The sequence below is a fragment of the Streptomyces sp. NPDC096324 genome, assembly GCF_044763015.1.
GTDB lineage: Bacteria > Actinomycetota > Actinomycetes > Streptomycetales > Streptomycetaceae > Streptomyces.
Genome location: NZ_JBIWFK010000007.1, coordinates 16,637 through 37,306 on the forward strand (window position 1 = coordinate 16,637; position 20,670 = coordinate 37,306).

The 20,670-nt window shown below is 70.7% G+C and carries 21 protein-coding genes; 8 read left to right on the forward strand and 13 right to left on the reverse strand.

Annotated features, from left to right (window positions below; translation table 11 throughout):
* The first annotated feature begins 58 nt into the window (after positions 1-58).
* On the forward strand, positions 59-247 hold the full coding sequence (locus tag ACIQ7M_RS19940) for a hypothetical protein (RefSeq protein WP_355759914.1): 189 nt from the start codon (positions 59-61) through the stop codon (positions 245-247).
* Between the two features lie 102 nt (positions 248-349).
* On the opposite strand, the gene ACIQ7M_RS19945 is transcribed toward ACIQ7M_RS19940, so the two are convergent.
* Positions 350-706: a metal-sensitive transcriptional regulator gene (locus tag ACIQ7M_RS19945; RefSeq protein ID WP_386984679.1), complete on the reverse strand. Its 357-nt coding sequence runs from the start codon at positions 704-706 to the stop codon at positions 350-352.
* A gap of 237 nt (positions 707-943) precedes the next feature.
* On the opposite strand from ACIQ7M_RS19945, the gene ACIQ7M_RS19950 reads away from it, so the two are divergent.
* The gene (locus ACIQ7M_RS19950; protein ID WP_326786950.1) at positions 944-1,564 is read left to right on the forward strand and encodes a DUF47 family protein; all 621 of its coding nucleotides are present in this window, start codon (positions 944-946) and stop codon (positions 1,562-1,564) included.
* A gap of 7 nt (positions 1,565-1,571) precedes the next feature.
* Positions 1,572-2,570 (forward strand): inorganic phosphate transporter, encoded by a 999-nt coding sequence (locus ACIQ7M_RS19955; protein WP_355759910.1) that lies wholly within the window; start codon positions 1,572-1,574, stop codon positions 2,568-2,570.
* 398 nt (positions 2,571-2,968) lie between these two features.
* Here the strand turns inward: ACIQ7M_RS19955 and pstB are convergent, their stop codons facing one another.
* The 11 genes from pstB to ACIQ7M_RS20010 all read right to left on the reverse strand — a co-directional run bounded on the left by pstB (position 2,969) and on the right by ACIQ7M_RS20010 (position 14,830).
* A complete protein-coding gene (gene pstB / locus ACIQ7M_RS19960; protein ID WP_355759908.1) occupies positions 2,969-3,745 on the reverse strand; it encodes a phosphate ABC transporter ATP-binding protein PstB in 777 nt (258 codons plus the stop codon).
* A gap of 47 nt (positions 3,746-3,792) precedes the next feature.
* Entirely contained in the window at positions 3,793-4,851 is a 1,059-nt protein-coding gene (pstA, locus tag ACIQ7M_RS19965) for a phosphate ABC transporter permease PstA (RefSeq protein WP_355759906.1), read from the reverse strand.
* Positions 4,848-5,852, reverse strand: a complete 1,005-nt coding sequence (gene pstC / locus ACIQ7M_RS19970) for a phosphate ABC transporter permease subunit PstC (protein ID WP_355759904.1) — start codon at positions 5,850-5,852, stop codon at positions 4,848-4,850. The genes pstA and pstC overlap by 4 nt, the downstream gene beginning before the upstream one ends.
* Positions 5,853-5,952: 100 nt before the next feature.
* Positions 5,953-7,083, reverse strand: coding sequence for a phosphate ABC transporter substrate-binding protein PstS (gene pstS / locus ACIQ7M_RS19975; RefSeq protein WP_403645988.1), 1,131 nt, complete (start codon positions 7,081-7,083; stop codon positions 5,953-5,955).
* Between the two features lie 460 nt (positions 7,084-7,543).
* Complete coding sequence (locus tag ACIQ7M_RS19980; protein WP_403645991.1) at positions 7,544-7,957, reverse strand: NUDIX hydrolase; 414 nt, start codon at positions 7,955-7,957, stop codon at positions 7,544-7,546.
* A 10-nt stretch (positions 7,958-7,967) separates the two neighbouring features.
* Positions 7,968-9,026 carry a CHAD domain-containing protein gene (locus ACIQ7M_RS19985; protein WP_403645994.1) on the reverse strand — a complete coding sequence of 353 codons (1,059 nt, stop codon included), beginning with the start codon at positions 9,024-9,026 and terminating at the stop codon, positions 7,968-7,970.
* Positions 9,007-11,238, reverse strand: a complete 2,232-nt coding sequence (locus ACIQ7M_RS19990) for an RNA degradosome polyphosphate kinase (RefSeq protein WP_355759899.1) — start codon at positions 11,236-11,238, stop codon at positions 9,007-9,009. The genes ACIQ7M_RS19985 and ACIQ7M_RS19990 overlap by 20 nt, the downstream gene beginning before the upstream one ends.
* A gap of 316 nt (positions 11,239-11,554) precedes the next feature.
* The gene (locus ACIQ7M_RS19995) at positions 11,555-12,577 is read right to left on the reverse strand and encodes a hypothetical protein (protein ID WP_403645998.1); all 1,023 of its coding nucleotides are present in this window, start codon (positions 12,575-12,577) and stop codon (positions 11,555-11,557) included.
* Positions 12,574-13,527: a hypothetical protein gene (locus tag ACIQ7M_RS20000; RefSeq protein ID WP_403646001.1), complete on the reverse strand. Its 954-nt coding sequence runs from the start codon at positions 13,525-13,527 to the stop codon at positions 12,574-12,576. Before ACIQ7M_RS20000 ends, ACIQ7M_RS19995 begins: the two co-directional genes overlap by 4 nt.
* Complete coding sequence (locus ACIQ7M_RS20005; protein WP_403646004.1) at positions 13,524-14,447, reverse strand: ATP-binding cassette domain-containing protein; 924 nt, start codon at positions 14,445-14,447, stop codon at positions 13,524-13,526. Before ACIQ7M_RS20005 ends, ACIQ7M_RS20000 begins: the two co-directional genes overlap by 4 nt.
* On the reverse strand, positions 14,444-14,830 hold the full coding sequence (locus ACIQ7M_RS20010; protein ID WP_355759891.1) for a GntR family transcriptional regulator: 387 nt from the start codon (positions 14,828-14,830) through the stop codon (positions 14,444-14,446). Before ACIQ7M_RS20010 ends, ACIQ7M_RS20005 begins: the two co-directional genes overlap by 4 nt.
* Positions 14,831-15,019: 189 nt before the next feature.
* Between ACIQ7M_RS20010 and ACIQ7M_RS20015 the strand changes: the two genes are divergently transcribed.
* The 5 genes from ACIQ7M_RS20015 to ACIQ7M_RS20035 are packed head-to-tail and all read left to right on the forward strand — an operon-like array spanning position 15,020 to position 19,605.
* Positions 15,020-15,562: an RNA polymerase sigma factor gene (locus tag ACIQ7M_RS20015; protein ID WP_355759889.1), complete on the forward strand. Its 543-nt coding sequence runs from the start codon at positions 15,020-15,022 to the stop codon at positions 15,560-15,562.
* Positions 15,559-16,470, forward strand: a complete 912-nt coding sequence (locus ACIQ7M_RS20020) for a zf-HC2 domain-containing protein (protein ID WP_386984664.1) — start codon at positions 15,559-15,561, stop codon at positions 16,468-16,470. Before ACIQ7M_RS20015 ends, ACIQ7M_RS20020 begins: the two co-directional genes overlap by 4 nt.
* Positions 16,467-17,327 (forward strand): ABC transporter ATP-binding protein, encoded by an 861-nt coding sequence (locus tag ACIQ7M_RS20025; protein WP_386984663.1) that lies wholly within the window; start codon positions 16,467-16,469, stop codon positions 17,325-17,327. Before ACIQ7M_RS20020 ends, ACIQ7M_RS20025 begins: the two co-directional genes overlap by 4 nt.
* The gene (locus ACIQ7M_RS20030; RefSeq protein WP_403646009.1) at positions 17,324-18,895 is read left to right on the forward strand and encodes an ABC transporter permease; all 1,572 of its coding nucleotides are present in this window, start codon (positions 17,324-17,326) and stop codon (positions 18,893-18,895) included. Before ACIQ7M_RS20025 ends, ACIQ7M_RS20030 begins: the two co-directional genes overlap by 4 nt.
* An 8-nt stretch (positions 18,896-18,903) precedes the next feature.
* A complete protein-coding gene (locus ACIQ7M_RS20035; RefSeq protein WP_403646012.1) occupies positions 18,904-19,605 on the forward strand; it encodes an ABC transporter in 702 nt (233 codons plus the stop codon).
* A 36-nt stretch (positions 19,606-19,641) separates the two neighbouring features.
* Here ACIQ7M_RS20035 and mshD read toward each other — a convergent pair whose 3' ends face one another.
* Positions 19,642-20,568, reverse strand: a complete 927-nt coding sequence (mshD, locus tag ACIQ7M_RS20040) for a mycothiol synthase (RefSeq protein ID WP_355759881.1) — start codon at positions 20,566-20,568, stop codon at positions 19,642-19,644.
* Positions 20,569-20,670 lie beyond the last annotated feature (102 nt).

A 20,670-nucleotide genomic window follows, 5' to 3' on the forward strand; every position in this document is an offset into this window, starting at 1 on the left:
ATGCGCGGTGTGTAGGCCGCTCCCTACTCTAGGAAGTCGGTGACGGCAGGAAGAGGTGATGTGCGTGGCCCCGGTCGGCGGTGCGGCAGTTCAGGACCACGTGGCCCTCGCCGAGATCGACCTGTGCGGTGAGCTGATCATCGCGGCCTCGGCGGCGCACGAGGACCGCCTCAGCCTGGAGAGCATCGACGCGGTGCTGAAAGTGGCCGAAGAGCGCGCTCCCGCCCGGCGGGGCGGGGAGGACTAGTCCTTTCCGGTCCCGCCCTGATGGCCGAGGTGCGCACGTCGCGGATGTCACATGCGTCGTATCTCTCACGTTTCGCGTATTTCGCGAGCCGTCGCGGCCGGCTCAGGTGCGCAGCAGGCGGCCGATCGCCTTCGTCGCTTCCTCGACCTTCGCGTCGATCTCGGCGCCGCCCTTGAGGGCCGCGTCCGCCACGCAGTGACGCAGGTGCTCCTCCAGGAGCTGGAGGGCGAAGGACTGGAGGGCCTTGGTGGAGGCGGACACCTGGGTGAGTATGTCGATGCAGTAGACGTCCTCGTCGACCATCCGCTGGAGGCCCCGGATCTGGCCCTCGATGCGGCGCAGCCGCTTCAGGTGCTCGTCCTTCTGCTGGTGGTAGCCGTGGATGCCGCGGTCGTGGTCGGTCACGATCTTCTGCGGGTCGCCAGAGGGCGCCGTCGCGTCGGCCTCGGTGGTCGTCATCGCGTCCTCCTGCTGGATCCGATCGGCGATCCTGTCTGAAACGCCACTTACATATACCCCTGGTGGGTATATCGTACCGAACTTTGCTGGGTATGGAGCCCTTGCCCGGCGCCGGTACCGGACCCCGTGCCGATCGCTGTGCCTGATGGGCGACACTGGGTGGCGGCCCGTTAGCCGTGGCCGGATGATGCGCCTAGCATCAGCCTGACCGAACCGAAGCACCCCGAGGACCCCAACGTGCGCTTTCGTCTGACCCCCAGGGAGACGAGCTTCTACGACATGTTCTCCGCATCCGCGGACAACATCGTCACGGGCTCGAAGCTCCTGATGGAACTGCTCGGGGCGGACACTTCCGCTCGGGCCGAGATCGCAGAGCGTATGCGGGCCGCGGAACACGCCGGTGACGACGCGACACACGCGATCTTCCACCAGCTGAACTCCTCCTTCATCACGCCCTTCGACCGCGAGGACATCTACAACCTCGCCTCGTCCCTCGACGACATCATGGACTTCATGGAGGAGGCCGTCGATCTGGTCGTCCTGTACCAGGTCGAGGAGCTGCCCAAGGGCGTCGAGCAGCAGATCGAGGTGCTGGCGCGGGCCGCCGAGCTGACCGCCGAGGCCATGCCCAACCTGCGGACCATGGACAACCTCACCGAGTACTGGATCGAGGTCAACCGTCTGGAGAACCAGGCCGACCAGATCCACCGCAAATTGCTGGCCCACCTCTTCAACGGCAAGTACGACGCCATGGAGGTGCTGAAGCTCAAGCAGATCGTGGACGTGCTGGAGGAAGCGGCCGACGCGTTCGAGCACGTGGCGAACACGGTGGAGACCATCGCCGTCAAGGAGTCCTGACCCGTTCATGGACACCTTTGCTTTGATCGTGACCATCGGGGTCGCGCTCGGTTTCACGTACACGAACGGCTTCCACGACTCGGCGAACGCCATCGCCACCTCCGTGTCCACGCGTGCCCTGACGCCGCGGGCCGCGCTCGCCATGGCCGCGGTGATGAACCTCGCCGGCGCGTTCCTGGGCAGCGGGGTCGCCAAGACCGTCAGTGAGGGGCTGATCCAGACGCCCGAGGGCTCGAAGGGGATGGGCATCCTCTTCGCGGCGCTCGTCGGCGCGATCACCTGGAACCTGATCACCTGGTACTTCGGTCTGCCGTCCTCGTCCTCGCACGCCCTGTTCGGCGGCATGGTCGGCGCGGCCCTGGCCGGCGGTACGACGGTCTACTGGAGCGGGCTGGTCGACAAGGTCATCATCCCGATGTTCCTGTCGCCGGTCGTCGGTCTGCTCGTCGGCTATCTCGTGATGGCCTTGATCATGTGGCTGTTCCGGCGGTCCAACCCGCACAAGACCAAGCGCGGTTTCCGTATCGCGCAGACGGTGTCCGCGGCCGGCATGGCGCTCGGGCACGGTCTCCAGGACGCCCAGAAGACGATGGGTGTCGTGGTGATGGCGCTGGTCATCGCCGGCGAGCAGGGGCCGAACGACCCGATTCCGGTCTGGGTGAAGATCGTTTGCGCGATGATGCTGTCGCTGGGCACGTACGCGGGCGGCTGGCGCATCATGCGGACGCTCGGGCGGAAGATCATCGAGCTCGATCCGCCGCAGGGGTTCGCCGCGGAGACGACCGGTGCCTCGATCATGTTCGCCACGGCGTACCTCTTCAAGGCGCCCATCTCCACGACGCACGTCATCACCTCGGCGATCATGGGTGTCGGGGCGACGAAGCGGGTGAACGCCGTGCGGTGGGGTGTCGCCAAGAACATCGTCCTCGGCTGGTTCATCACCATGCCGGCCGCCGCTCTCGTGGCCGCGGCCAGTTTCTGGGTCGTGAATCTGGCGTTCCTGTAGGGCGTGATCGCCGCCGGGTGGGTGCTTCCGGCGGTGCGTGGGCCGGTCCTTCGGGGCCGGCCTTTTGCGTTACCGGCCCCCCACCCAGGCATGGGGGCTTCGCCTCCCGTGCGCCCTGAGCTTCGCCCCTGTGTGCCGGGGGCTCCGCCCCCTACCTGGGCTGTGCCGACTCATTCACTCACTCGTCCGCCCGCTGCGAGCCCGTCCGCCCGCTGCGAGACGGATGTGCAGGGAGGAAGCGGGGGTTCGGGGGCGAGCCGGGGAAGGAACGGAACCCGCCCGCCTGTCCCGAAGGGAAAACGAGCGGGCCCGCCCCCGGGAGCCAGGGGCGGGCCCTTCTCGTCCTCGCGGTGGCACCGCCATGCAGCACCGCGAGGGGTTTTCGGGAGGCGGTCCGGTCAGCCGAAGCGACCGGAGATGTAGTCCTCCGTGGCCTGGACGGACGGGTTGGAGAAGATCCGCTCCGTGTCGTCGATCTCGATGAGGCGGCCGGGCTGGCCCACCGCGGAGAGGTTGAAGAACGCCGTACGGTCGGAGACGCGGGCGGCCTGCTGCATGTTGTGCGTCACGATGACGATCGTGAAGCGCTCCTTCAGCTCACCGATCAGGTCCTCGATGGCGAGGGTGGAGATCGGGTCCAGGGCCGAGCAGGGCTCGTCCATGAGGAGGACCTGAGGCTCGACCGCGATCGCCCGCGCGATGCACAGACGCTGCTGCTGACCGCCGGACAGGCCGGACCCGGGCTTGTTCAGCCGGTCCTTGACCTCGTTCCAGAGGTTCGCGCCCTTCAGGGACCGCTCGACGATGTCGCTGAGCTCGGACTTCTTGTAGGAGCCGTTGAGCTTCAGGCCCGCCGCCACGTTGTCGAAGATCGACATGGTGGGGAAGGGGTTGGGACGCTGGAAGACCATGCCGATGGTGCGGCGCACGGCGACGGGGTCTATGCCGTTCCCGTACAGGTCCTCGTCGTCGAGCAGCACCTTGCCCTCGACACGGCCACCGGGGGTGACCTCGTGCATGCGGTTCAGGGTGCGCAGGAAGGTCGACTTTCCGCAGCCGGAGGGGCCGATGAAGGCCGTCACGGAGCGGGGCTCGACCGTCATGGAGATGTCTTCGATCGCCTTGTGGGCGCTGTAGTAGGCGGTCAGACCGCTTACGTCGATTCGCTTGGCCATGTCAGTCACTGCTTCTTTCGAAAGGATCGGATCGCTGATCGGCCGCGTCAGCGGCCCGTCTTGGGTGCCTTCCAGCGCGCGATGGCGCGGGCTCCCATGTTGAGGATCATGACGAACAGGATGAGGGCGAGCGCCGCCGCCCAGGCCCTGTCGGTCGATGCCGGGGTTCCTGCCGAGTACTGCCGGTAGATGTACAGCGGCAGCGAGGCCTGCGGGCCGTCGAACGGGTTGTTGTTGATGAAGTTCGTACCCCACACCAACAGCAGCACGGGAGCGGTCTCACCGGTGATGCGCGCGACCGCGAGCATCACGCCCGTGGTGATACCGCCGATGGACGTCGGCAGGACCACCTTGAGGATGGTGCGCCACTTCGGGATGCCGAGGGCGAGGGAGGCCTCGCGCAGCTCGTTCGGGACGAGCTTGAGCATCTCCTCGGTGGAGCGGACCACCACGGGCATCATCAGGATCGACAGGGCCATCGCGCCGGCGAAGCCGGAGTAGCCCATGCCCATGATCAGGATCCAGAAGCTGAGAACGAACAGACCGGCGACGATCGACGGGACACCCGTCATGACGTCGACGAAGAAGGTGACCGCCTTGGCGAGCTTGCCGCGGCCGTACTCGACGAGGTAGATCGCGGTGAGCACGCCGATCGGAACGGCGATGAGCGAGGCGATGCCCACCTGCTCCAGCGTGCCGATGATCGCGTGGTAGATGCCTCCACCGGTCTCGGTGTCGGTGACCACGCCCATGGAGTGGCTCAGGAAGTAGGGGTCGAAGGCCTTGACGCCGCGCTTGAGGGTTTCCCAGATCAGGGAGACCAGCGGCACCACGGCGACGATGAAGCAGACCCAGACCAGGCTGGTGGCGACGCGGTCCTTGGCCTGGCGGCGGCCCTCGACGCGCGAGGCGAACACGTATGTACCGAGGACGAAGAGGATCGCGGCGATCAGGCCCCACTGGACCTTGCTGTCCAGGCCGGCGGCGAAGGAGATTCCCAGCCCGACCGCGATGGAACCCGCCGCGATGGCCCAGGGGGACCACTTGGGAAGGCTTCCGCCGCGCAGCGTGCTGGCGTGCTTGCGGGTGACGGGTGCGTTGCTCATGCGTTGGCCCCCGAGTACTCCTTGCGGCGGTTGATGATGAAGCGCGCCGCGCCGTTCACCAGCAGGGTGATCACGAAGAGGACGAGACCCGAGGCGATCAGGGCGTCCTGGCCGAACACGGTGGCCTCGTTGAACTTGGCCGCGATGTTCTGCGCGAAGGTGCCGCCGCCGGGATCGAGCAGGCTGGCCTGGATGTCGAAGCTCGGGGACAGCACGGTGGCGACGGCCATCGTCTCGCCGAGCGCGCGGCCGAGGCCGAGCATCGAGGCGGAGATCACGCCGGAGCGGCCGAAGGGCAGCACCGACATGCGGATGACCTCCCAGCGCGTGGCGCCGAGAGCGAGTGCGGCTTCCTGGTGCATCTGCGGAGCCTGGCGGAAGACCTCACGGCTCACGTTCGTGATGATCGGAAGGATCATGATCGCGAGCAGGATGCCGACGGTGAGCATGGAGCGGGGCGCTCCGTCCTGCCAGGTGAAGATGCCGGTCCAGCCGAAGTAGGTGTCGAGCCAGCCGAACAGCCCGTTCATGTGCGGTACGAGGACGATGGCGCCCCAGAGGCCGTACACGATGGAGGGGACGGCGGCGAGCAGGTCGATCACGTACGCGATGGGTCCGCCGAGCTTGCGCGGCGCGTAGTGCGTGATGAACAGGGCGATACCGACCGCGACCGGGACCGCGAGGGCCATGGCGATGATCGCGGAGACCACCGTGCCGAAGGCCAGCACCGCGATGCCGAAGACCGGCGGGGTGAAGCCGGTGTTCCACTCGAAGGTGGTGAGGAAGTTGCCGTGGTTCTTGCTGAGCGCGAGCGAGGCGCGGTAGGTGAGGAAGACCGCGATGGCGGCCATGATCACCAGGAGGAGGATGCCGGAACCGCGGGAGAGCGCGAGGAAGACGCGGTCTCCGGGGCGGGTGGCACCGCGGGCGTCGCGCTTGCGCGCGGCACCCGAAGATCGTGGGGTGGGGGGAGGCGCTTCAGTCTGAGTCGATATGTCCATCATGAGTCTCCGGTCTGCGGAGCCGGTTCGAGTACCGGCTCCAGGCGGCGGTGCACCGGACGGTGCGGCCCGCCTCGGCGAGGCGGGCCGCACACTCGGGTCAGCTCAGGTTCGAGATGGTGGAACGAACCTTGGTGATGATCTCGGCGGGGATCGGCGCGTACTGGGCGGCGGTCAGCTGCTTCTGGCCGTCCTCGCTCGCGGTGTAGGTGAGGAAGGCCTTCGTCGCGGCCAGGGTGTCGGCCTTGTTGCCCTTCTCGCAGAGGATCTCGTAGGTGACCAGCGTGAGCGGGTAGGCGCCATCGGCGGTCGGCTTGTAGTTCAGCTGGAGCGCCAGGTCGTTGCCGGTGCCGACGACCTTGGCGGAGGAGATGGCCTTGGTGGCGTTCTCGACCGTGGCGGCGGCAGGGGTGGCGGCGTCCGTCTTGAGGGCGGCGGCCTTGATGCTGCCGGTGGCGTAGGAGAGCTCGAAGTACGAGATCGCGCCGGGGGTCTGGTTCACCTGCTGGGCGAGACCGGCGGAACCCTGAGCGGACTGGCCGCCCTTCGCCTGCCAGGCCTTGCCGCCGGAGTACTTCCAGTCCGCCGGGGCGGTGGCGATGAGGTACTTGGTGAAGTTGTCCGTGGTGCCGGACTCGTCCGAGCGGTGGAACGCCTGGATCTTGGTGGAGGGAAGCTTCGCGTCGGGGTTCAGCTTCCGGATGGCCGCGTCGTCCCACTTCGTGATCTTGCCGTCGAAGATCTTGGCGAGCGTGGCGGAGTCCAGGACCAGGTTGTCGACACCGGGGACGTTGTAGCCGATCGCGATGGGGCCGCCGACCATGGGCAGGTCGACCGCGGCGTTGCCGCCGCAGACCTTCTTCGCGGCCGTGGCCTCTTCGGGCTTGAGCGGCGAGTCCGAACCGGCGAACGCGGTCTGGCCCTGGGTGAACGCGGTGACGCCGGCGCCCGAACCGGTCGGGTTGTAGTTGATCTGGACGTCCTTGCAGGCGGCCGTGAAGGCCTTGACCCAGGCGTCGATCGCGTTCTTCTGCGCGGAGGAGCCGGAGGCCTGCAGCTGGCCCTTGGCGTCGTCACACTTGATGGCGCTGTTGTTGCTGGCCGAGGCCGAGCTGCCGCCACCGCTGGCGTTGCCGGTGTCGTCAGAACCGCACGCCGTGAGGGCCAGGGCGCCGGAGACGGCGAGAGCACCGAGGGTGAGGGCACGCCGGTTCATGCGCTGAAGCTTCACTTCGGGAGTTCCTTCCAGGAGCCGCCGTCAGGTGGCGGCGTGCGATGTCTGTCGTACTGCGGTCTGTAGCGATGGGAAGGGTTCGCCCTGAGGCGTCCTTCGCACCGCGTAAGGCCGAAATTAAGCAGATCAGGTGAAGGCGCCGAAGGCCGTAAGTGAACGGGGGGTGAACCCCTGACGGCGGTGCGGTGAGGTCACGGAACGCTCACGTCGAGGACACGGCTGTGTCCCGGCTGAGGGGGCCGGAAGGGAAACTCCAGGTAACCGAAAGGGTGCGGTCGCGGCCCGTGACGCCCATGTTCCCGTCATAGCTCATTCGCCCCGATTTCCTCATGAGCAACAGCGAAGGGCGCGCTCACTACGGTGAGTGGCCGTCGTCGGCTCCCCAGGCTCGATTTCGCCCATGGCCGTGCGCCGCGCCGAAAGCCGGGGCGGCGCCTGTCCTCTCCAGGGGAACACGTCAGGCCAGACGCAGCGCGTCCAGCAGCGCGTCGACCAGATCGCGGTCGCGTGGCTGGGTGAGGCGGTGGCGTGCGGCGGTGGGCGAGAGCCAGAGCACGCGGTCGACCTCGTCGTTCGGGGCGAAGCGGCCGTCGGCCGCCTCGGCGGCCCAGTAGCGGACCTCCTTGGGGCGCCCGCCGACGGCATAGTGGAGGGTGGGAAGCACGGCACTGGGGACGGCGTCGTAACCCGTCTCCTCCTCGACCTCGCGCAGCGCGCCGGTCAGGAAGGCCTCGCCGCGTTTCAGCTTGCCCTTGGGGTGGGACCAGTCGTCGTACTTGGGCCGGTGGACGAGACAGATCTGCAGCGCCGAGTCGACCGGGGAGCGGCGCCACAGGACGCAGCCCGCCGCGTGAATCGTGTCGTCGGCCATGGGGCCTCCCTCAGAGGGTGCGTACGGCTTCCTTCTGCCAGGCCTGCTGGAAGGCGAACCGTGCCGCCTCCACCTCGTGGCGCTGGTCGGCGTGCAGCACACCGAGCGCGTACGCCGTCGCCGGCGCGATGCGCGGGGTGCGTGCCGCGGAGGCGGCGGCGGAGGCCGCCTCCGCGGCGTCCCGGTGCCGGTTCAGCGCCGTCCCCGCGCCGAGCAGGCGTACGTCGACGGGGCACTCGCCCCGGTGCAGCACCTCGCCGGCGTAGCGGTGCAGGCGCAGCAGCAGCCGGACCTGGTGCCAGGGCGCGTCCTGCGGCTGGGGGGCGGTGTCGGCGGAGAGGCCGTGCACGAGGGCTTCCGCGTTGTAGGGACGGCCCGCGACGACCAGCGGCAGCGCGCTGACGGCGTCGGCCAGCCGTTCCTGGGCCGCGGCGGCCAGCGGACGCAGATCGGCGGTGTTCGCGGCCGGGGCCAGCGGAACCTCGCTGGCCAGCACGGCGACGCTGTCGGCGACGGCGTGGAAGCGGGAGGAACCCAGTGCCTGGAGGGCCGCCGAGTGGGCGCGGGTGCGGGCGAGCGTGAGCTGGCGGTCGAGGAGCGCGCCCGCCTTCGCGGCGCCGACGGTGAGATTGCCGGCCTTGGAGGCCGCGGCCGGGCCCCGGCCGGCCTGGCCGGGCACGCCGGCCGTGCCGGACAGCCGGTTCAGCGCGCCGATCAGCCGTTCCAGGCGTGCGGCATAGGCGTGTTCGCGCGCCAGGGTGCCCGAGAGCCAGGCCAACTCGGGGCGCATCCCCTCCGACCAGTCCGCGTCGAGGAGCGGCCGGAAGGTGTGCAGGCTGCCGCTGATGCGGCGGGCGGAGTGGCGCAGGGAGCGCGCCGCGTCGCCGGACTCTCCTCCGGCGCTCGCGGCGCCACCGGTTTCCCGGTGCTGGCGCAGCGAGCGCAGGAATTCCGTGGCCTGGGCCCGCAGATAGCCCGCCAGGGCGTCACCGATCGGGGTGTCTCCCCCGTCGAGGGGGGCCGTCTCGGCCACGGAGCTGGTGGGGGGATCAAGGTGCTGCTGTGCCACGCCGGCGCCTCCGGGCGTCTATGAGCATCTCCTGGACGTTCCGCAGGGGCTGTCCCTCCGCGTCGGTCGCGTGGCGGATCCACTCGCCGTCGGGGCCGAGGTGCCAGGAGGCCGTGGTGTCGGACATGCCGGTCTCCAGCAGCCGGTTGAGGGCCGCGCGGTGAGCCGGGTCGGTGACCCTGACCAGGGCCTCGATCCGCCGGTCGAGGTTGCGGTGCATCATGTCGGCGCTGCCGATCCACACCTCGGGTTCGCCTCCGTTGCCGAAGGTGAAGACCCGGGAGTGCTCCAGGAAGCGGCCGAGGACGGAGCGGACCCGTATGTTCTCGGACAGGTCCGTGACGCCGGGGCGGACGGCGCATATTCCGCGCACCCAGACGTCGACCGGCACGCCGGCCTGGGAGGCACGGTACAGAGCGTCGATGAGTGCCTCGTCCACCATCGAGTTGACCTTGATGCGGACGAAGGCGGGGCGCCCGGCCTTGTGGTGCTGTACTTCCTTGTTGATCCGTGCGACCAGGCCGTCGCGCAGCGACTTGGGCGCGACGAGCAGACGGCGGTAGGTCTCGCGGCGCGAGTAGCCCGAGAGCCGGTTGAAGAGGTCGGAGAGGTCCGCGCCGACCTGGGGATCGGCGGTGAGCAGTCCGAGGTCCTCGTACAGCCGGGCGGTCTTCGGGTGGTAGTTGCCGGTGCCGACATGGGAGTAGCGGCGCAGGGTCTCGCCCTCCTGCCGGACCACGAGCGACAGCTTGCAGTGGGTCTTCAGGCCGACGAGGCCGTACACGACGTGGCAGCCGGCCTCTTCGAGCTTGCGGGCCCACTTGATGTTCGCCTGCTCGTCGAAGCGCGCCTTGATCTCGACCAGGACGAGGACCTGCTTGCCGGATTCGGCCGCGTCTATCAGCGCGTCCACGATCGGCGAGTCGCCGGAGGTGCGGTAGAGCGTCTGCTTGATGGCGAGCACGTCCGGGTCGGCTGCGGCCTGTTCCAGGAAGGCCTGCACCGAGGTGGAGAAGGAGTCGTACGGGTGGTGCAGCAGGACGTCGCGCTCGCGCAGCGCGGCGAAGATGTCGGGCGGCGACGCCGACTCGACCTCGGCGAGATCGCGGTGGGTGCCCGCGATGAACTTGGGGTACTTCAGCTCGGGCCGGTCCAGGGAACCGATGCCGAAGAGGCCCGTGAGGTCCAGGGGACCCGGCAGCGGGTACACCTCGGCCTCGGAGATCTTCAGTTCGCGTACGAGGAGGTCGAGGACGTAGCGGTCGATGGACTCCTCGACCTCCAGGCGCACCGGCGGGCCGAAGCGGCGCCGCATGAGCTCCTTCTCCAGGGCCTGGAGCAGGTTCTCGGCGTCGTCCTCCTCGACCTCCAGGTCCTCGTTGCGGGTGAGCCGGAAGGTGTGGTGTTCGAGCACCTCCATGCCCGGGAAGAGCTCCTCGAGGTGGGCCGCGATCACGTCCTCGATGGGGACGTAGCGGTTCGGGGAGGCCTCCAGGAAGCGGGAGAGCAGCGGCGGGACCTTGACGCGCGCGAAGTGGCGGTGGCCGCTGACCGGGTTCCGTACGACGACGGCGAGGTTCAGGGACAGGCCGGAGATGTACGGGAAGGGGTGCGCGGGGTCGACCGCCAGCGGGGTCAGGACCGGGAAGATCTGGTGCCGGAAGAGAGTGAACAGGCGGGCCTGCTCCTTCTCGGTCAGCTCGCTCCAGCGGACGAGGTGGACACCCTCCTCCGCGAGCGCGGGGGCGACGTCCTCCTGGTAGCAGGCGGCGTGGCGGGCCATGAGTTCGCGGGAGCGGGCCCAGATCATCTCCAGGACCTCGCGGGGCTGGAGGCCCGAGGCGGACTTGGTGGCGACACCGGTGGCGATGCGGCGCTTGAGGCCGGCCACCCGGACCATGAAGAACTCGTCCAGGTTGCTGGCGAAGATCGCCAGGAAGTTGGCGCGCTCCAGCAGGGGTGTGTTCGGGTCCTCCGCGAGTTCCAGGACGCGCTCGTTGAACGCGAGCCAGCTTCGCTCGCGGTCCAGGAAGCGGCCTTGCGGCAGCATGATCCCGTCCTGCTCCAGGTCCTCGTACGCGTCGAGGTCGGCGTCGAGGTCGGGCTCCAGGTCGGACACGTTCGCCGCGACGGTGTGCGGACGGTGGGCGGCGATGGAGCCGACGGAGGGCTGCGGGTGCTGCACGGGTGCCTGGGCGCTTCGCTGGTTCATGGACCCATTCTTCCGTGCCGGAGGCGAGACCGGCGCGTCGGAGAGGGCGGGTGTCAGCGCGGTGATGCGGAGATTCCCGTTCCGCTTCGCCGGCGTACGCTGGCTCCGTGTCGACGGTGAGGGCTCGTTCTCCGGCGTGGGAGAAGGCTCGGGCACGGCGGGCTGCATTGCTCGAGCGTCGCAAGGTCACCTGAATCGATGGTTACGGCGACATGACGTGCGGGATATCTGGGGGAGGCTCCCGGACGTCTGCGTGTCCGGGAGCCGTGTACACACCCCTCCGCGCAGCGTGCGCGTCGGCCGGTGCTACCCCCGGTTACGAATGCCGCCTCCGCAGCAGGGCGAAGGCCGCGGCGGCCGCGAGCCCCGCGACGGCCAGGAGCAGGCCGCTCTCCACGAGCTGGAGGGGCCAGAAATGGGACTCCGGGTGATAGGTCGTCCAGAAATCGGTCAGCCCCGTCCCCTTCGCACACTTCTCCAGGGCGGCGGCGCTGTCGGTTCCGACGCAGGCCATGCTGGTGGTCAGTCGTTCGCCGGTGCCGGTGACGGCACCGTGTTCGAGGACCAGCGTGCCGTGCGGGAGGTTGAGTGCGGCCAGTCCGGTGGCCGTCTCGGCGGGCCACAGGCTCATCCGGAACCCGTCCAGCACCTCGTGCAGGACGTAGGCCGCGGCGAGGGCGGCAGCGGCGGCGGGCAGCGCCTTGCGCAGGGCCAGGCCGGCGAGCGCGCCGAGGGCGAGGCCCGCGAGGGCGTACGCGACGGCCACCGGCCCGGAGGAGATGAAGACGTTCATGGTGAACCAGCCGCCGGACAGGTCCCCCCTCCCGGCGCGGCGGGTCCAGTTGAGGAGCAGGACCGCCAGGGTGGTGCCCGCCGTCAGCAGGACCGCGGGGACGGCGAGTTTGGTGGCGAGCCAGCGCGCCGGGGTGACGGACTGGGTCCACGCCAGCCGCGCCGTGCCGCTCTCCAGCTCGCGGCCGGTCAGCGCGGCGCCCGCCCAGACCGCGACCGCGTAGATCTGGAACGTGACGCAGGCGGAGGTCAGGGCGAGGACGTAGTCGTACGTCCTGGCCGTCGCGGTCTGCCGGACGGTTCCGCAGTCGATCGGGAACGGGTCCGACGCGTCGCAGCCGCCGACGGCCGCGCGGGCCTCGGGGCCGGCGGCGAGCAGCCAGATCAGGGCCGCGACGACGGTGAGCAGGGCGGCGCCCCAGATGAACAGGGCCGTGCGGTGCAGGCGCAGCACGGTCCAGGTCAGACCGGACGGGCGGTACGGGGCCGGGCGGGACGGGCGGTACGGGGCCTGGCCTGAGGGGGGTTTGCCGGTCAGGGTGCTCATGAGGTCGACCTCTTCCGCAGGACGGCGAAGGCGGCGGCGACCAGGATCGCGGTGGCGGCGAGCATGACGCCGGTCTCCAGGAGCTGGCGGGGCCAGTAGTCGGGGGAGGGGAGGTACTGGCGGGTGAAGCCGACGACGTCGTGCCGGGCGAGGCAGGCCTGGCTGTCGTAGCAGCCCGGGTCGGGGATCTCCGCGCCCGTGGAGGTGATCGCCCGGCTCCGGACGGACAGTTCGGGCTGCTGATAACTGCCCTGGAAGGGCCAGGAGTTGGCCCGGAACATGATGACCGCGTACTGGGCGAGACCGGCGACCGCGATGGCGGGCAGGGTGCGGCGCAGCGCGAGACCGGCGAAGGCGCCGACGGCCAGGCCGAGGAGCGGGGCGGCGACGGTGGCCGGGCCGATGGAGAAGTACAGGGCGCGCGGTCCGATGCCGGCCAGCAGGAGGTTGGCGTGGGCGTCCCACAGCATCCGGTACAGGACGACCAGCAGGCCGGTTCCGACGGTGATGAGCAGCGCGGGAACGGCCAGTTTGGCGGCGAGCCAGCGGTTCGGGGTGACGGACTGGGTCCAGGCGAGCCGGGCGGTGCCGTTCTCCAGTTCGCGGGCGGTCAGCGTGCCGGCCGCGAAGACGGCGACGGCGAAGGAGGCGATGTTCAGCAGGGAGGCCGGGTCCTGGAAGAGGTCGTTGTAGACGCCCGAGAGGACCGAGCCGTTGGTGCCGTCGGCCCAGGCGTCCTCCTGCACTCCCGCGTAGCCGAACGTGTCGAGCAGGTGCTGGGTGTGGGCGGCGCCGGGGCCGTACAGCCACAGCAGCAGTCCGGCGGTGAGTACGACGAAGCCGGTCCAGATCCACAGCGCGGTGCGGTGCAGCCGCAGGACCGTCCAGACCAGGCCGCCCGGCGCGGGCAGGGTGCGGCGTACGGGGGCCGTCGGGGTGATGGCGCTCATCGGGTCACCGCCGCGGGGGCCGGAGTCGTGCCGGGGGTGAGCAGCGCGGGGGCTTCGGGGGAGCGCAGATGGGCGAGGACGAGTTCCTCCAGGGAGGGGCGTTCGGCGTCCCAGCGGTCGTCCACCGGTCCGTCGTTGCGTATCAGGGCCGTGAGACCGCGGCCGGCGGCGCGGGACTCGACGACGAGGTGCGGGGCGAGGTCGGCGGGGGTGCCGCGGCCGGTCACCAGGGTGTGCGCGAGGAGCAGGTCGTCCAGGCCGCCGCCGAGCCGGACGCGTCCGCCGCCCAGGAGCAGCAGGTGGTCGCAGGCGTCGGCCAGTTCGGTGACGATGTGCGAGGACATCAGGACGGTGGTGCCGTGTTCGGCGGCGTCCGCCATGAGGGTGCCCAGCAGTTCGTGGCGGGCCAGTGGGTCCAGGTCGGCCATCGGTTCGTCCAGCAGCATCAGTTCGGGCCGCTTGCCCAGCGCGAGGGCCAGTGCCACGCGGGTCCGCTGGCCGCCGGACAGCGTCCGGACCTTGGTGCCCGGGTCGAGCGATCCCTGCTCCACGATCGAGGCGGCGTGCGCGGCGTCCCAGCGGGCCGGGTTGAGTTCGGCGCCCAGGCGCAGCGTCTCGGCGATCGTGAGCTGGGGGTGCAGGGGCTTGTCCTGGGCGAGGTAGGCGATGCGCTCGCGCGCCTCGGCCGGACCGGTGCCGAGCACGGAGACGGTGCCGGCGGCGGGGCGCAGCAGCCCGGCCAGGGTCGCCAGCAGGGTCGACTTGCCCGCGCCGTTGGGGCCGACGAGGGCGCTGACGCGCCCGGCCGGGAGGCGGAAGGAGCAGTCGTCCAGGGCCGCGGCGGCGCGCCTGCCGTGGCGCACGGTGAGACCGCGCGCCTCGACGGCGACGGTGGATCGGGTGGTGCTGGTGGAACTCACTGGTCCCCCTTCGGGAAGTGTGTGTCCAGTACGGAGCCGAACAGTGCCGCCACGTCCTCGCGGTCGAGTCCGGCGGCGTGGGCGCTGCGGGCCCAGGCCTCCAGGTCCTCGCGCAGGGGCGAGTCCGCGGGGGCGGCGCCGAGCGTCCTGCGGACGAAGGTGCCGAGACCGCGCCTGGCCTCGACCAGCCCCTCGCGCTCCAGTTCGCGGTAGGCCTTCAGGACGGTGTTCGGATTGATCGCGGTGGCTTCCACGACCTCGCGGGCCGTGGGGAGCTTGTCGCCCGGTTCGAGGAGGCCGAGCCGGAGCGCCTGCTTCGTCTGCTGGACGATCTGGAGGTAGGTGGCGACGCCGCTGCGCCGGTCGATGCGGTACACGACCACTCGGACAACCACCCTTTCACTAATTGAGTAGTGAAAGGGTGGTGCAAGATGGGGGCCGTCGTCAAGTTCCGGGCCGGCGGGGCGTGTCGCTCCGGCCGTGAATCAGGGTGTTCACCAGGCACGCGAAGGCTTTCGGAAATTTCCGGCCGATGCGTGAACCGATCGGCGGGGCTCGTCCGATGAGGGGATGTGAGGGAAACGAGAAGCGACGGAGAGCTGCTGCGGGCCATCGCGGCGGACGGGGACCGTCGCGCCTTCGAAGAGCTGTACCGGCGGTACGCGCCATGGCTGACCGCGCGGTTGCGCGGCCGGTGCGCCGACGCCGGGATCGTCGACGACGTCGTTCAGGAGACCTTCCTCGCCGTGTGGCGCGGCACCGCCCGCTACCGCGAGGAGGGCGACCCGGCCGGCTGGCTGTGGCGCATCGGCTCCCGGCGCCTCGTCGACTCGATGCGCGGTGACGGCGCGCGCGGCCGGCTCCGCAACGCGCTGGCCCGCCTCCGGCACCGCGACGAGGTCTCCGCGGAGGAGCGCGTGCTGGCGGGCGTCGAACACGGCGACCTGGCGGGCGCGCTGACCAGGCTCTCGCCCGAACTCCGGGCGGTGCTCCAGGCCACCGTGATCGACGGACTCAGCACCAGGGAAGCGGCCGTCCTGCTCGGTATCCCGCCGGGCACGGTCAAGACGCGGGCACTGCGTGCGCGCAAGCAGTTGCGGGAGGCGTTGGCATGAGCGACGACCGTCACGGAAGCGATGGCGATGAGATGACCGGTGACAGCCGTACGGCCTGGCACGTGCCGGAGGACGACATCCGGGCCTATGCGCGCGGCGAGTTGGCGGCGCCCCGTCTGTGGTCCGCCGACACCCACCTCGCCGCGTGCGAGAGGTGCCGGGGGACGCTGGCCGCCATCAGCGACCCGGTCGCCCTGGACGCCGGATGGGAGCGGCTCGACGCCGAACTCGACGCCCCGCGGCCGGGTCCGGTGGAGTGGCTGCTCGTCCGGCTCGGCGTCGCCGACCACACCGCACGGCTGCTGGCCGCCTCCCCCGCCCTGCGCCGCTCCTGGCTGGGCGCGATCGGCGCCCTGCTGGTCATGACCGTGGTCGCGGCCGACGCGGTGCGGGCCGGGGCCACGCCCATCCTCTTCCTGGCCCTCGCGCCACTGCTCCCGCTCGCCGGGGTCGCGGTGTCCTACGGCCCCGGGATCGACCCGACGTACGAGATGGCGGTGGTCTCACCGCTGCACGGCTTCCGGCTCCTGATGATCCGCACGGTCGCGGTCCTGACCGTGTGCCTGGGGTTCAGCGGCCTCGCCACCCTCGCCCTCCCCTCCTACGGACTGCACGCCCTGGCCTGGCTGCTGCCCGCCCTCGCCCTCACCGCGACCGGACTCGCGCTCACCTCCCGGCTCGGTCCCGTCCTCGCCCCCTGCCTGGTCGGCGGCGGCTGGGTCGCCCTGCTGCTCGCGGCCCGGGCGACCACGGAACCCGACACCACGCTCGCCCCGTTCACCGCGGCCGGGCAGGGCGTCTCCGGGGCCGTCGCGGTACTGGCCGCCGTACTCCTCTATCTCGCCCGGGACCGGTTCGACGCGTCGCGCCTCCCGTTCACCGACTTCACCGACAGGAACGCAGCATGATTCCCACCGTCTCCGCCTCCGGGCTGAGCCTCCGCTTCGGCGGGACGCTCGCGCTCGACGACGTCTCCCTGCGCCTCCGAGAAGGAGTCACCGGACTCCTCGGCCCCAACGGCGCCGGAAAGACCACCCTGTTGCGGGTGCTCGCCACCGCCGTGCCCGCCGACCGGGGCTCCTTCACCGTCCTCGGCCACGACCCGGCCGGCACCGCCGGACGCCTGGACGTGCGGCGCGCGCTGGGCTACCTCCCGCAGACCCCCGGATTCCACCAGGACTTCTCGGCCTTCGAGTTCGTCGACTACGTGGCCATCCTCAAGGAGCTGACCGACCGCGGGGCCCGGCATCGCGAGGTCCGCCGCGTCCTGGACTCCGTCGGCCTGTCCGACGTGCGCGGCAAGCGCATCAAGCGGCTCTCCGGCGGTATGCGCCAACGGGTCGCGCTCGCCGCCGCCCTGGTCGGCGACCCCGGCTTCCTCGTCCTGGACGAACCGACCGTCGGGCTCGACCCCGAACAGCGCATGCGCTTCAGGGAACTGATCGCACAGGCGGGAGAAGGACGCACCGTCCTGCTCTCCACCCACCAGACCGAGGACGTCGCGATGCTCTGCCACCGCGTGATCGTCATGGACGCCGGACGCATCCGCTTCGAGGGCACCCCCGCGGAGCTGACCGAACGGGCCGCCGGCCGCGTGTGGAGCAGTACGGAACGCGATCCTTCGGCCCTGGCCGGATGGCGTACGGGCACGGGCGCCTTCCGTAACGTCGGCGATCCGCCCGAGGGCGCCGACCTCCTCGAACCGACGCTGGAGGACGGCTACTTGCTCACGCTCGACGCCCGGACCGCGGAGGTGGCGGCATGAGCGCCACCACGGACACGGTCACGCGGACGGCTCCCACGGGGGTGGAGCCGTCCGCCCGGGGCCGGGAATCCAGGTCGGCCGCGGTCCTGGCCCTCGCCCGCTTCGAAGCGCGCGAACTGCTGCTGCAGATCCCGGTCCTGCTCTTCCTCGCGCTGTATGTCGGCTATGCCGGCTGGAGGTTGTTCGTCGGGGGCGACGGCATGGACGACTTCCCGGTCCTCCAGGACACCGACAGGGCCACCCAGCCGACACCCATGCTGCTGGCCGTCGCCGTGTTCATCTGCGTCAACCGCGCCGTGCTGCGGTCCCGCCGGCAGTCCACCGACCAGCACTTCGACATCCTGCCCGTGGAAGCCTGGCGGCGGACGGTGGCGCACGCGCTGTCGGTCCTGCCCGTCGGCGCGATCACGGCGTTCGTCGTCGGCTTCCAGTACACCTGGGCGGCGCTGAAGCCGGGCGCCGTCGGTCACGGTTCACCCGCCGAACTGGTCGTGGGCCCGCTGATGGTCCTGCTGGCCGGGGTCCTCGGCGTCCTGCTCGCCCGGGTGATACCGGTCGGGTTCGTCGCCCCGCCCTTCGTGATCGGAGCGTTCGTCCTCACCACCCTGGTCTCCGCCGCCACCCAGGGAAAGCACTGGGTGAGCTGGCTCGGACCGGTCGTCACGGAAGAGGGCGCGGATCCGTTCCCCTCCGAACTGCTCGGCCGCCCGGCCGCCTGGCACGCGCTCTATCTGACGGGCCTCGTGGTCCTGCTGCTCTGCGTCGCCGTGCTGGTGAGCGGCGGCCGGACGAGGCTGGTCACGTCGGTGACCGTGCTCGCCCTCGCCGCGACGGCCGTCGGCGTGGCCGGACAGTCCCCGGGCGACCCGGCCTCGCTGATCGCGGCCCGCACCAAGGCGTCCGTGAGCCCGCAGAAGGAACAGACCTGTGTACGGCACGGACGGTCCACGTACTGCGCCTTCGCGGAATGGACCGGCCGCACCGACGACTGGGCCGAGGCGGTCGACCGCATCCAGTCCCGCGCGGGCGGTTCCGCGGGAGGCGAGCGGCTGACCGTGAGCCAGAGGATCGACGCCCGCTACGGCCTTCAGGGCGATGCCGCGATTTCCCCCTTCACCACGCCCGGACATGTCACCGTCGGCACGAGCTGGGGCGGCAACCGCCTTCCCGAGTTCGCGGTCGGCGTCGCCTCGGTCCTGGTCGTCGGCAACGAGAAGACCGCCGGCGAGATGTGCGACGCCCGCGTGGTGACCATCATGTGGCTGGCGCTGAGCACACAGCCGGACCCGATGCGGTCGCTGCGCGATGTCCGCCTCGACGACAGCATCGAGGGCTCCGCCATCGCGCTGGCCCCCACGAGCCCCGTCTCCATGTCCGCCCAGCAGACCACCGTGGTGCGCGAACTGCTTCAGAAGCCGCACTACAGCGTCGCCGCGAGGGTCAAGGCGCACTGGACGGAACTGACGTCCGCGAAGACGTCCACGGCACGGGTGGCCGAGCTGCTCGGCGTACCGGCCGGAGGCAAGGGGACCGCGGCGGACTCGGGGAGCGGCTCGTGCGAGGAGTAGTGAAGACGATGACAGGGGCTTCCGCCGACCGCCTCACGAAAGCAGCCGGGCCCCCACCCGCGCACGTCGTGGCCCGCGCCCTGGTCCGCCCGGTGTGGCGCGGCATGCCCCGGTGGGCCGTGATGACAGGCGCCGTCCTCGGGCTGATGCTGGCCGGCTCCTCCCGGACGGTCTCCGAGGAACCGGACCCGTGGCTGTGTCTCATGCTGCTGCGGGCCACCGCCCTCGCCTTCGGCCTGGGGCTGGCGTTCCTGCTCGACGACCCGGCCCGGCACACCACGGCCACGGTGCCGACCCCACGCCCGATACGGACGGGGCTGCGGCTGGTGCTCGTCGTGCCGTTCATGGCGGTGTGCTGGACGGCCGCGCTGTTCCTCATCCCCGCCGAGGGACGGCCCCCGATGGGCGCGATCACCCTGGAAGCGGCCGCTGTCATGACCCTCGCGCTGACCTCCGCGCTCGTCGCCGTGCGGCACTCGGGGGCCACCGAACCGGGGATCGCGATATCGGCCGGACTGGTGGGCGCCTTCTTCGCCGCCTCGATACTGCTTCCCGCGCGCTGGGAGCTCTTCGTCGGCCCGTCCGACCCGCACTGGGACGACGCGCACCGACGATGGGCGGCCGTCCTGGTCGTGGCCGTGCTGGCCGGGGCCCGCTCCCTGGGCGAACCCCTGCGGCGACGCCGGACAACCGTCCTCGCCCGCCGCTGACTTAGGCCGCGGGAACGACGCTCGGGTGCCGCGGGCTCAGGACTCCGTGCGGTACATGAGGTCCGTCTCGTGGGTGACGAAGCCGAGACGCTCGTAGACGCTGACCGCCGCCTTGTTGTCGGCGTCGACATAGAGCATCGCGGTGGGCAGGGCCTGGGCGGCGAGGTGGCGCAGTCCGATCGTGGTCAGTGCCTTGCCGAGTCCGCCGCCCTGGGCGCCGGGCCGCACACCGAGGACGTACACCTCGCCCAGCCCCTCCTCGGCGTGGACCTTGGTCCAGTGGAAGCCGACGAGTTCGTCGCCACGGAAGGCGAGGAAGAAGCCGGCGGGGTCGAACCACGGTTCGGCGGTCCGGTCGTCCAGGTCGCGCTGGGTGAGGGAGCCCTGCTCGGGGTGGTGGGCGAAGGCGGCGGCGTTCACGGCGAGCCAGGCGGCGTCGTCCTCGCCCGGTACGAAGTTCCGGACGGTGACACCCTCCGGCAGCTTCGGCTCGGGCAGGTCGAGGTTGTCCAACGAGCGGCGCATCTGGCGCAGTTCACGGAAGAGGGTGAGGCCCAGGACCTGTGCGAGATGCCGGGCGGCGGAGTGACCGCCGTGCGCCCACACCCGCAGCCGTTTCCCGGACTCGTTGAGCATCGCCGAGCCCAGCGCCCGGCCGTGACCGTGCCCCCGGTGCGCCGGGTGGACGACCAGTTCGGCGGCCGGGGCCTCGACCGGGTCGGTGTCCTCGAGCTGTGCGTAGCCGACCAGTTCGGCGCCGACGGTCAGCAGCAGATGCCGGACCCCGTCGCGGCTCCCGCCCTTGAGCTGGAGCCGCCCCTGCTCGGACACGGCCTGCTGTCCATCGGCCCGAGCGGCCTCCGAGAGCAGCCGGAGCACGTCCTCGGCCTGGTCCGGGGAGAGCGCGGAGTAGGTCTCGATGGAGCGGGAGAGGGCGGAGGGCGCCGCGTCGTCGCTGGTCATGGATACGAGGGTACGGCTCGGCGATGAGGGGACAAGGAGTTGGGCGACGCGGACACGGATCGTGGCGGGCGGCGGCCGGTCCGGGAGAGGGCGGACGGTGCG

Bases quoted from the DNA above. Each gene is read 5' to 3' on its own strand.
- ACIQ7M_RS19940 (WP_355759914.1), top strand. From the start codon at position 59: ATGTGCGTGGCCCCGGTCGGCGGTGCGGCAGTTCAGGACCACGTGGCC.
- ACIQ7M_RS19945 (WP_386984679.1), bottom strand. From the start codon at position 706: ATGACGACCACCGAGGCCGACGCGACGGCGCCCTCTGGCGACCCGCAG.
- ACIQ7M_RS19955 (WP_355759910.1), top strand. From the start codon at position 1,572: ATGGACACCTTTGCTTTGATCGTGACCATCGGGGTCGCGCTCGGTTTC.
- pstB (WP_355759908.1), bottom strand. From the start codon at position 3,745: ATGGCCAAGCGAATCGACGTAAGCGGTCTGACCGCCTACTACAGCGCC.
- pstA (WP_355759906.1), bottom strand. From the start codon at position 4,851: ATGAGCAACGCACCCGTCACCCGCAAGCACGCCAGCACGCTGCGCGGC.
- pstC (WP_355759904.1), bottom strand. From the start codon at position 5,852: ATGGACATATCGACTCAGACTGAAGCGCCTCCCCCCACCCCACGATCT.
- ACIQ7M_RS19980 (WP_403645991.1), bottom strand. From the start codon at position 7,957: ATGGCCGACGACACGATTCACGCGGCGGGCTGCGTCCTGTGGCGCCGC.
- ACIQ7M_RS19990 (WP_355759899.1), bottom strand. From the start codon at position 11,238: ATGAACCAGCGAAGCGCCCAGGCACCCGTGCAGCACCCGCAGCCCTCC.
- ACIQ7M_RS19995 (WP_403645998.1), bottom strand. From the start codon at position 12,577: ATGAGCACCCTGACCGGCAAACCCCCCTCAGGCCAGGCCCCGTACCGC.
- ACIQ7M_RS20000 (WP_403646001.1), bottom strand. From the start codon at position 13,527: ATGAGCGCCATCACCCCGACGGCCCCCGTACGCCGCACCCTGCCCGCG.
- ACIQ7M_RS20020 (WP_386984664.1), top strand. From the start codon at position 15,559: ATGAGCGACGACCGTCACGGAAGCGATGGCGATGAGATGACCGGTGAC.
- ACIQ7M_RS20025 (WP_386984663.1), top strand. From the start codon at position 16,467: ATGATTCCCACCGTCTCCGCCTCCGGGCTGAGCCTCCGCTTCGGCGGG.
- ACIQ7M_RS20030 (WP_403646009.1), top strand. From the start codon at position 17,324: ATGAGCGCCACCACGGACACGGTCACGCGGACGGCTCCCACGGGGGTG.
- ACIQ7M_RS20035 (WP_403646012.1), top strand. From the start codon at position 18,904: ATGACAGGGGCTTCCGCCGACCGCCTCACGAAAGCAGCCGGGCCCCCA.
- mshD (WP_355759881.1), bottom strand. From the start codon at position 20,568: ATGACCAGCGACGACGCGGCGCCCTCCGCCCTCTCCCGCTCCATCGAG.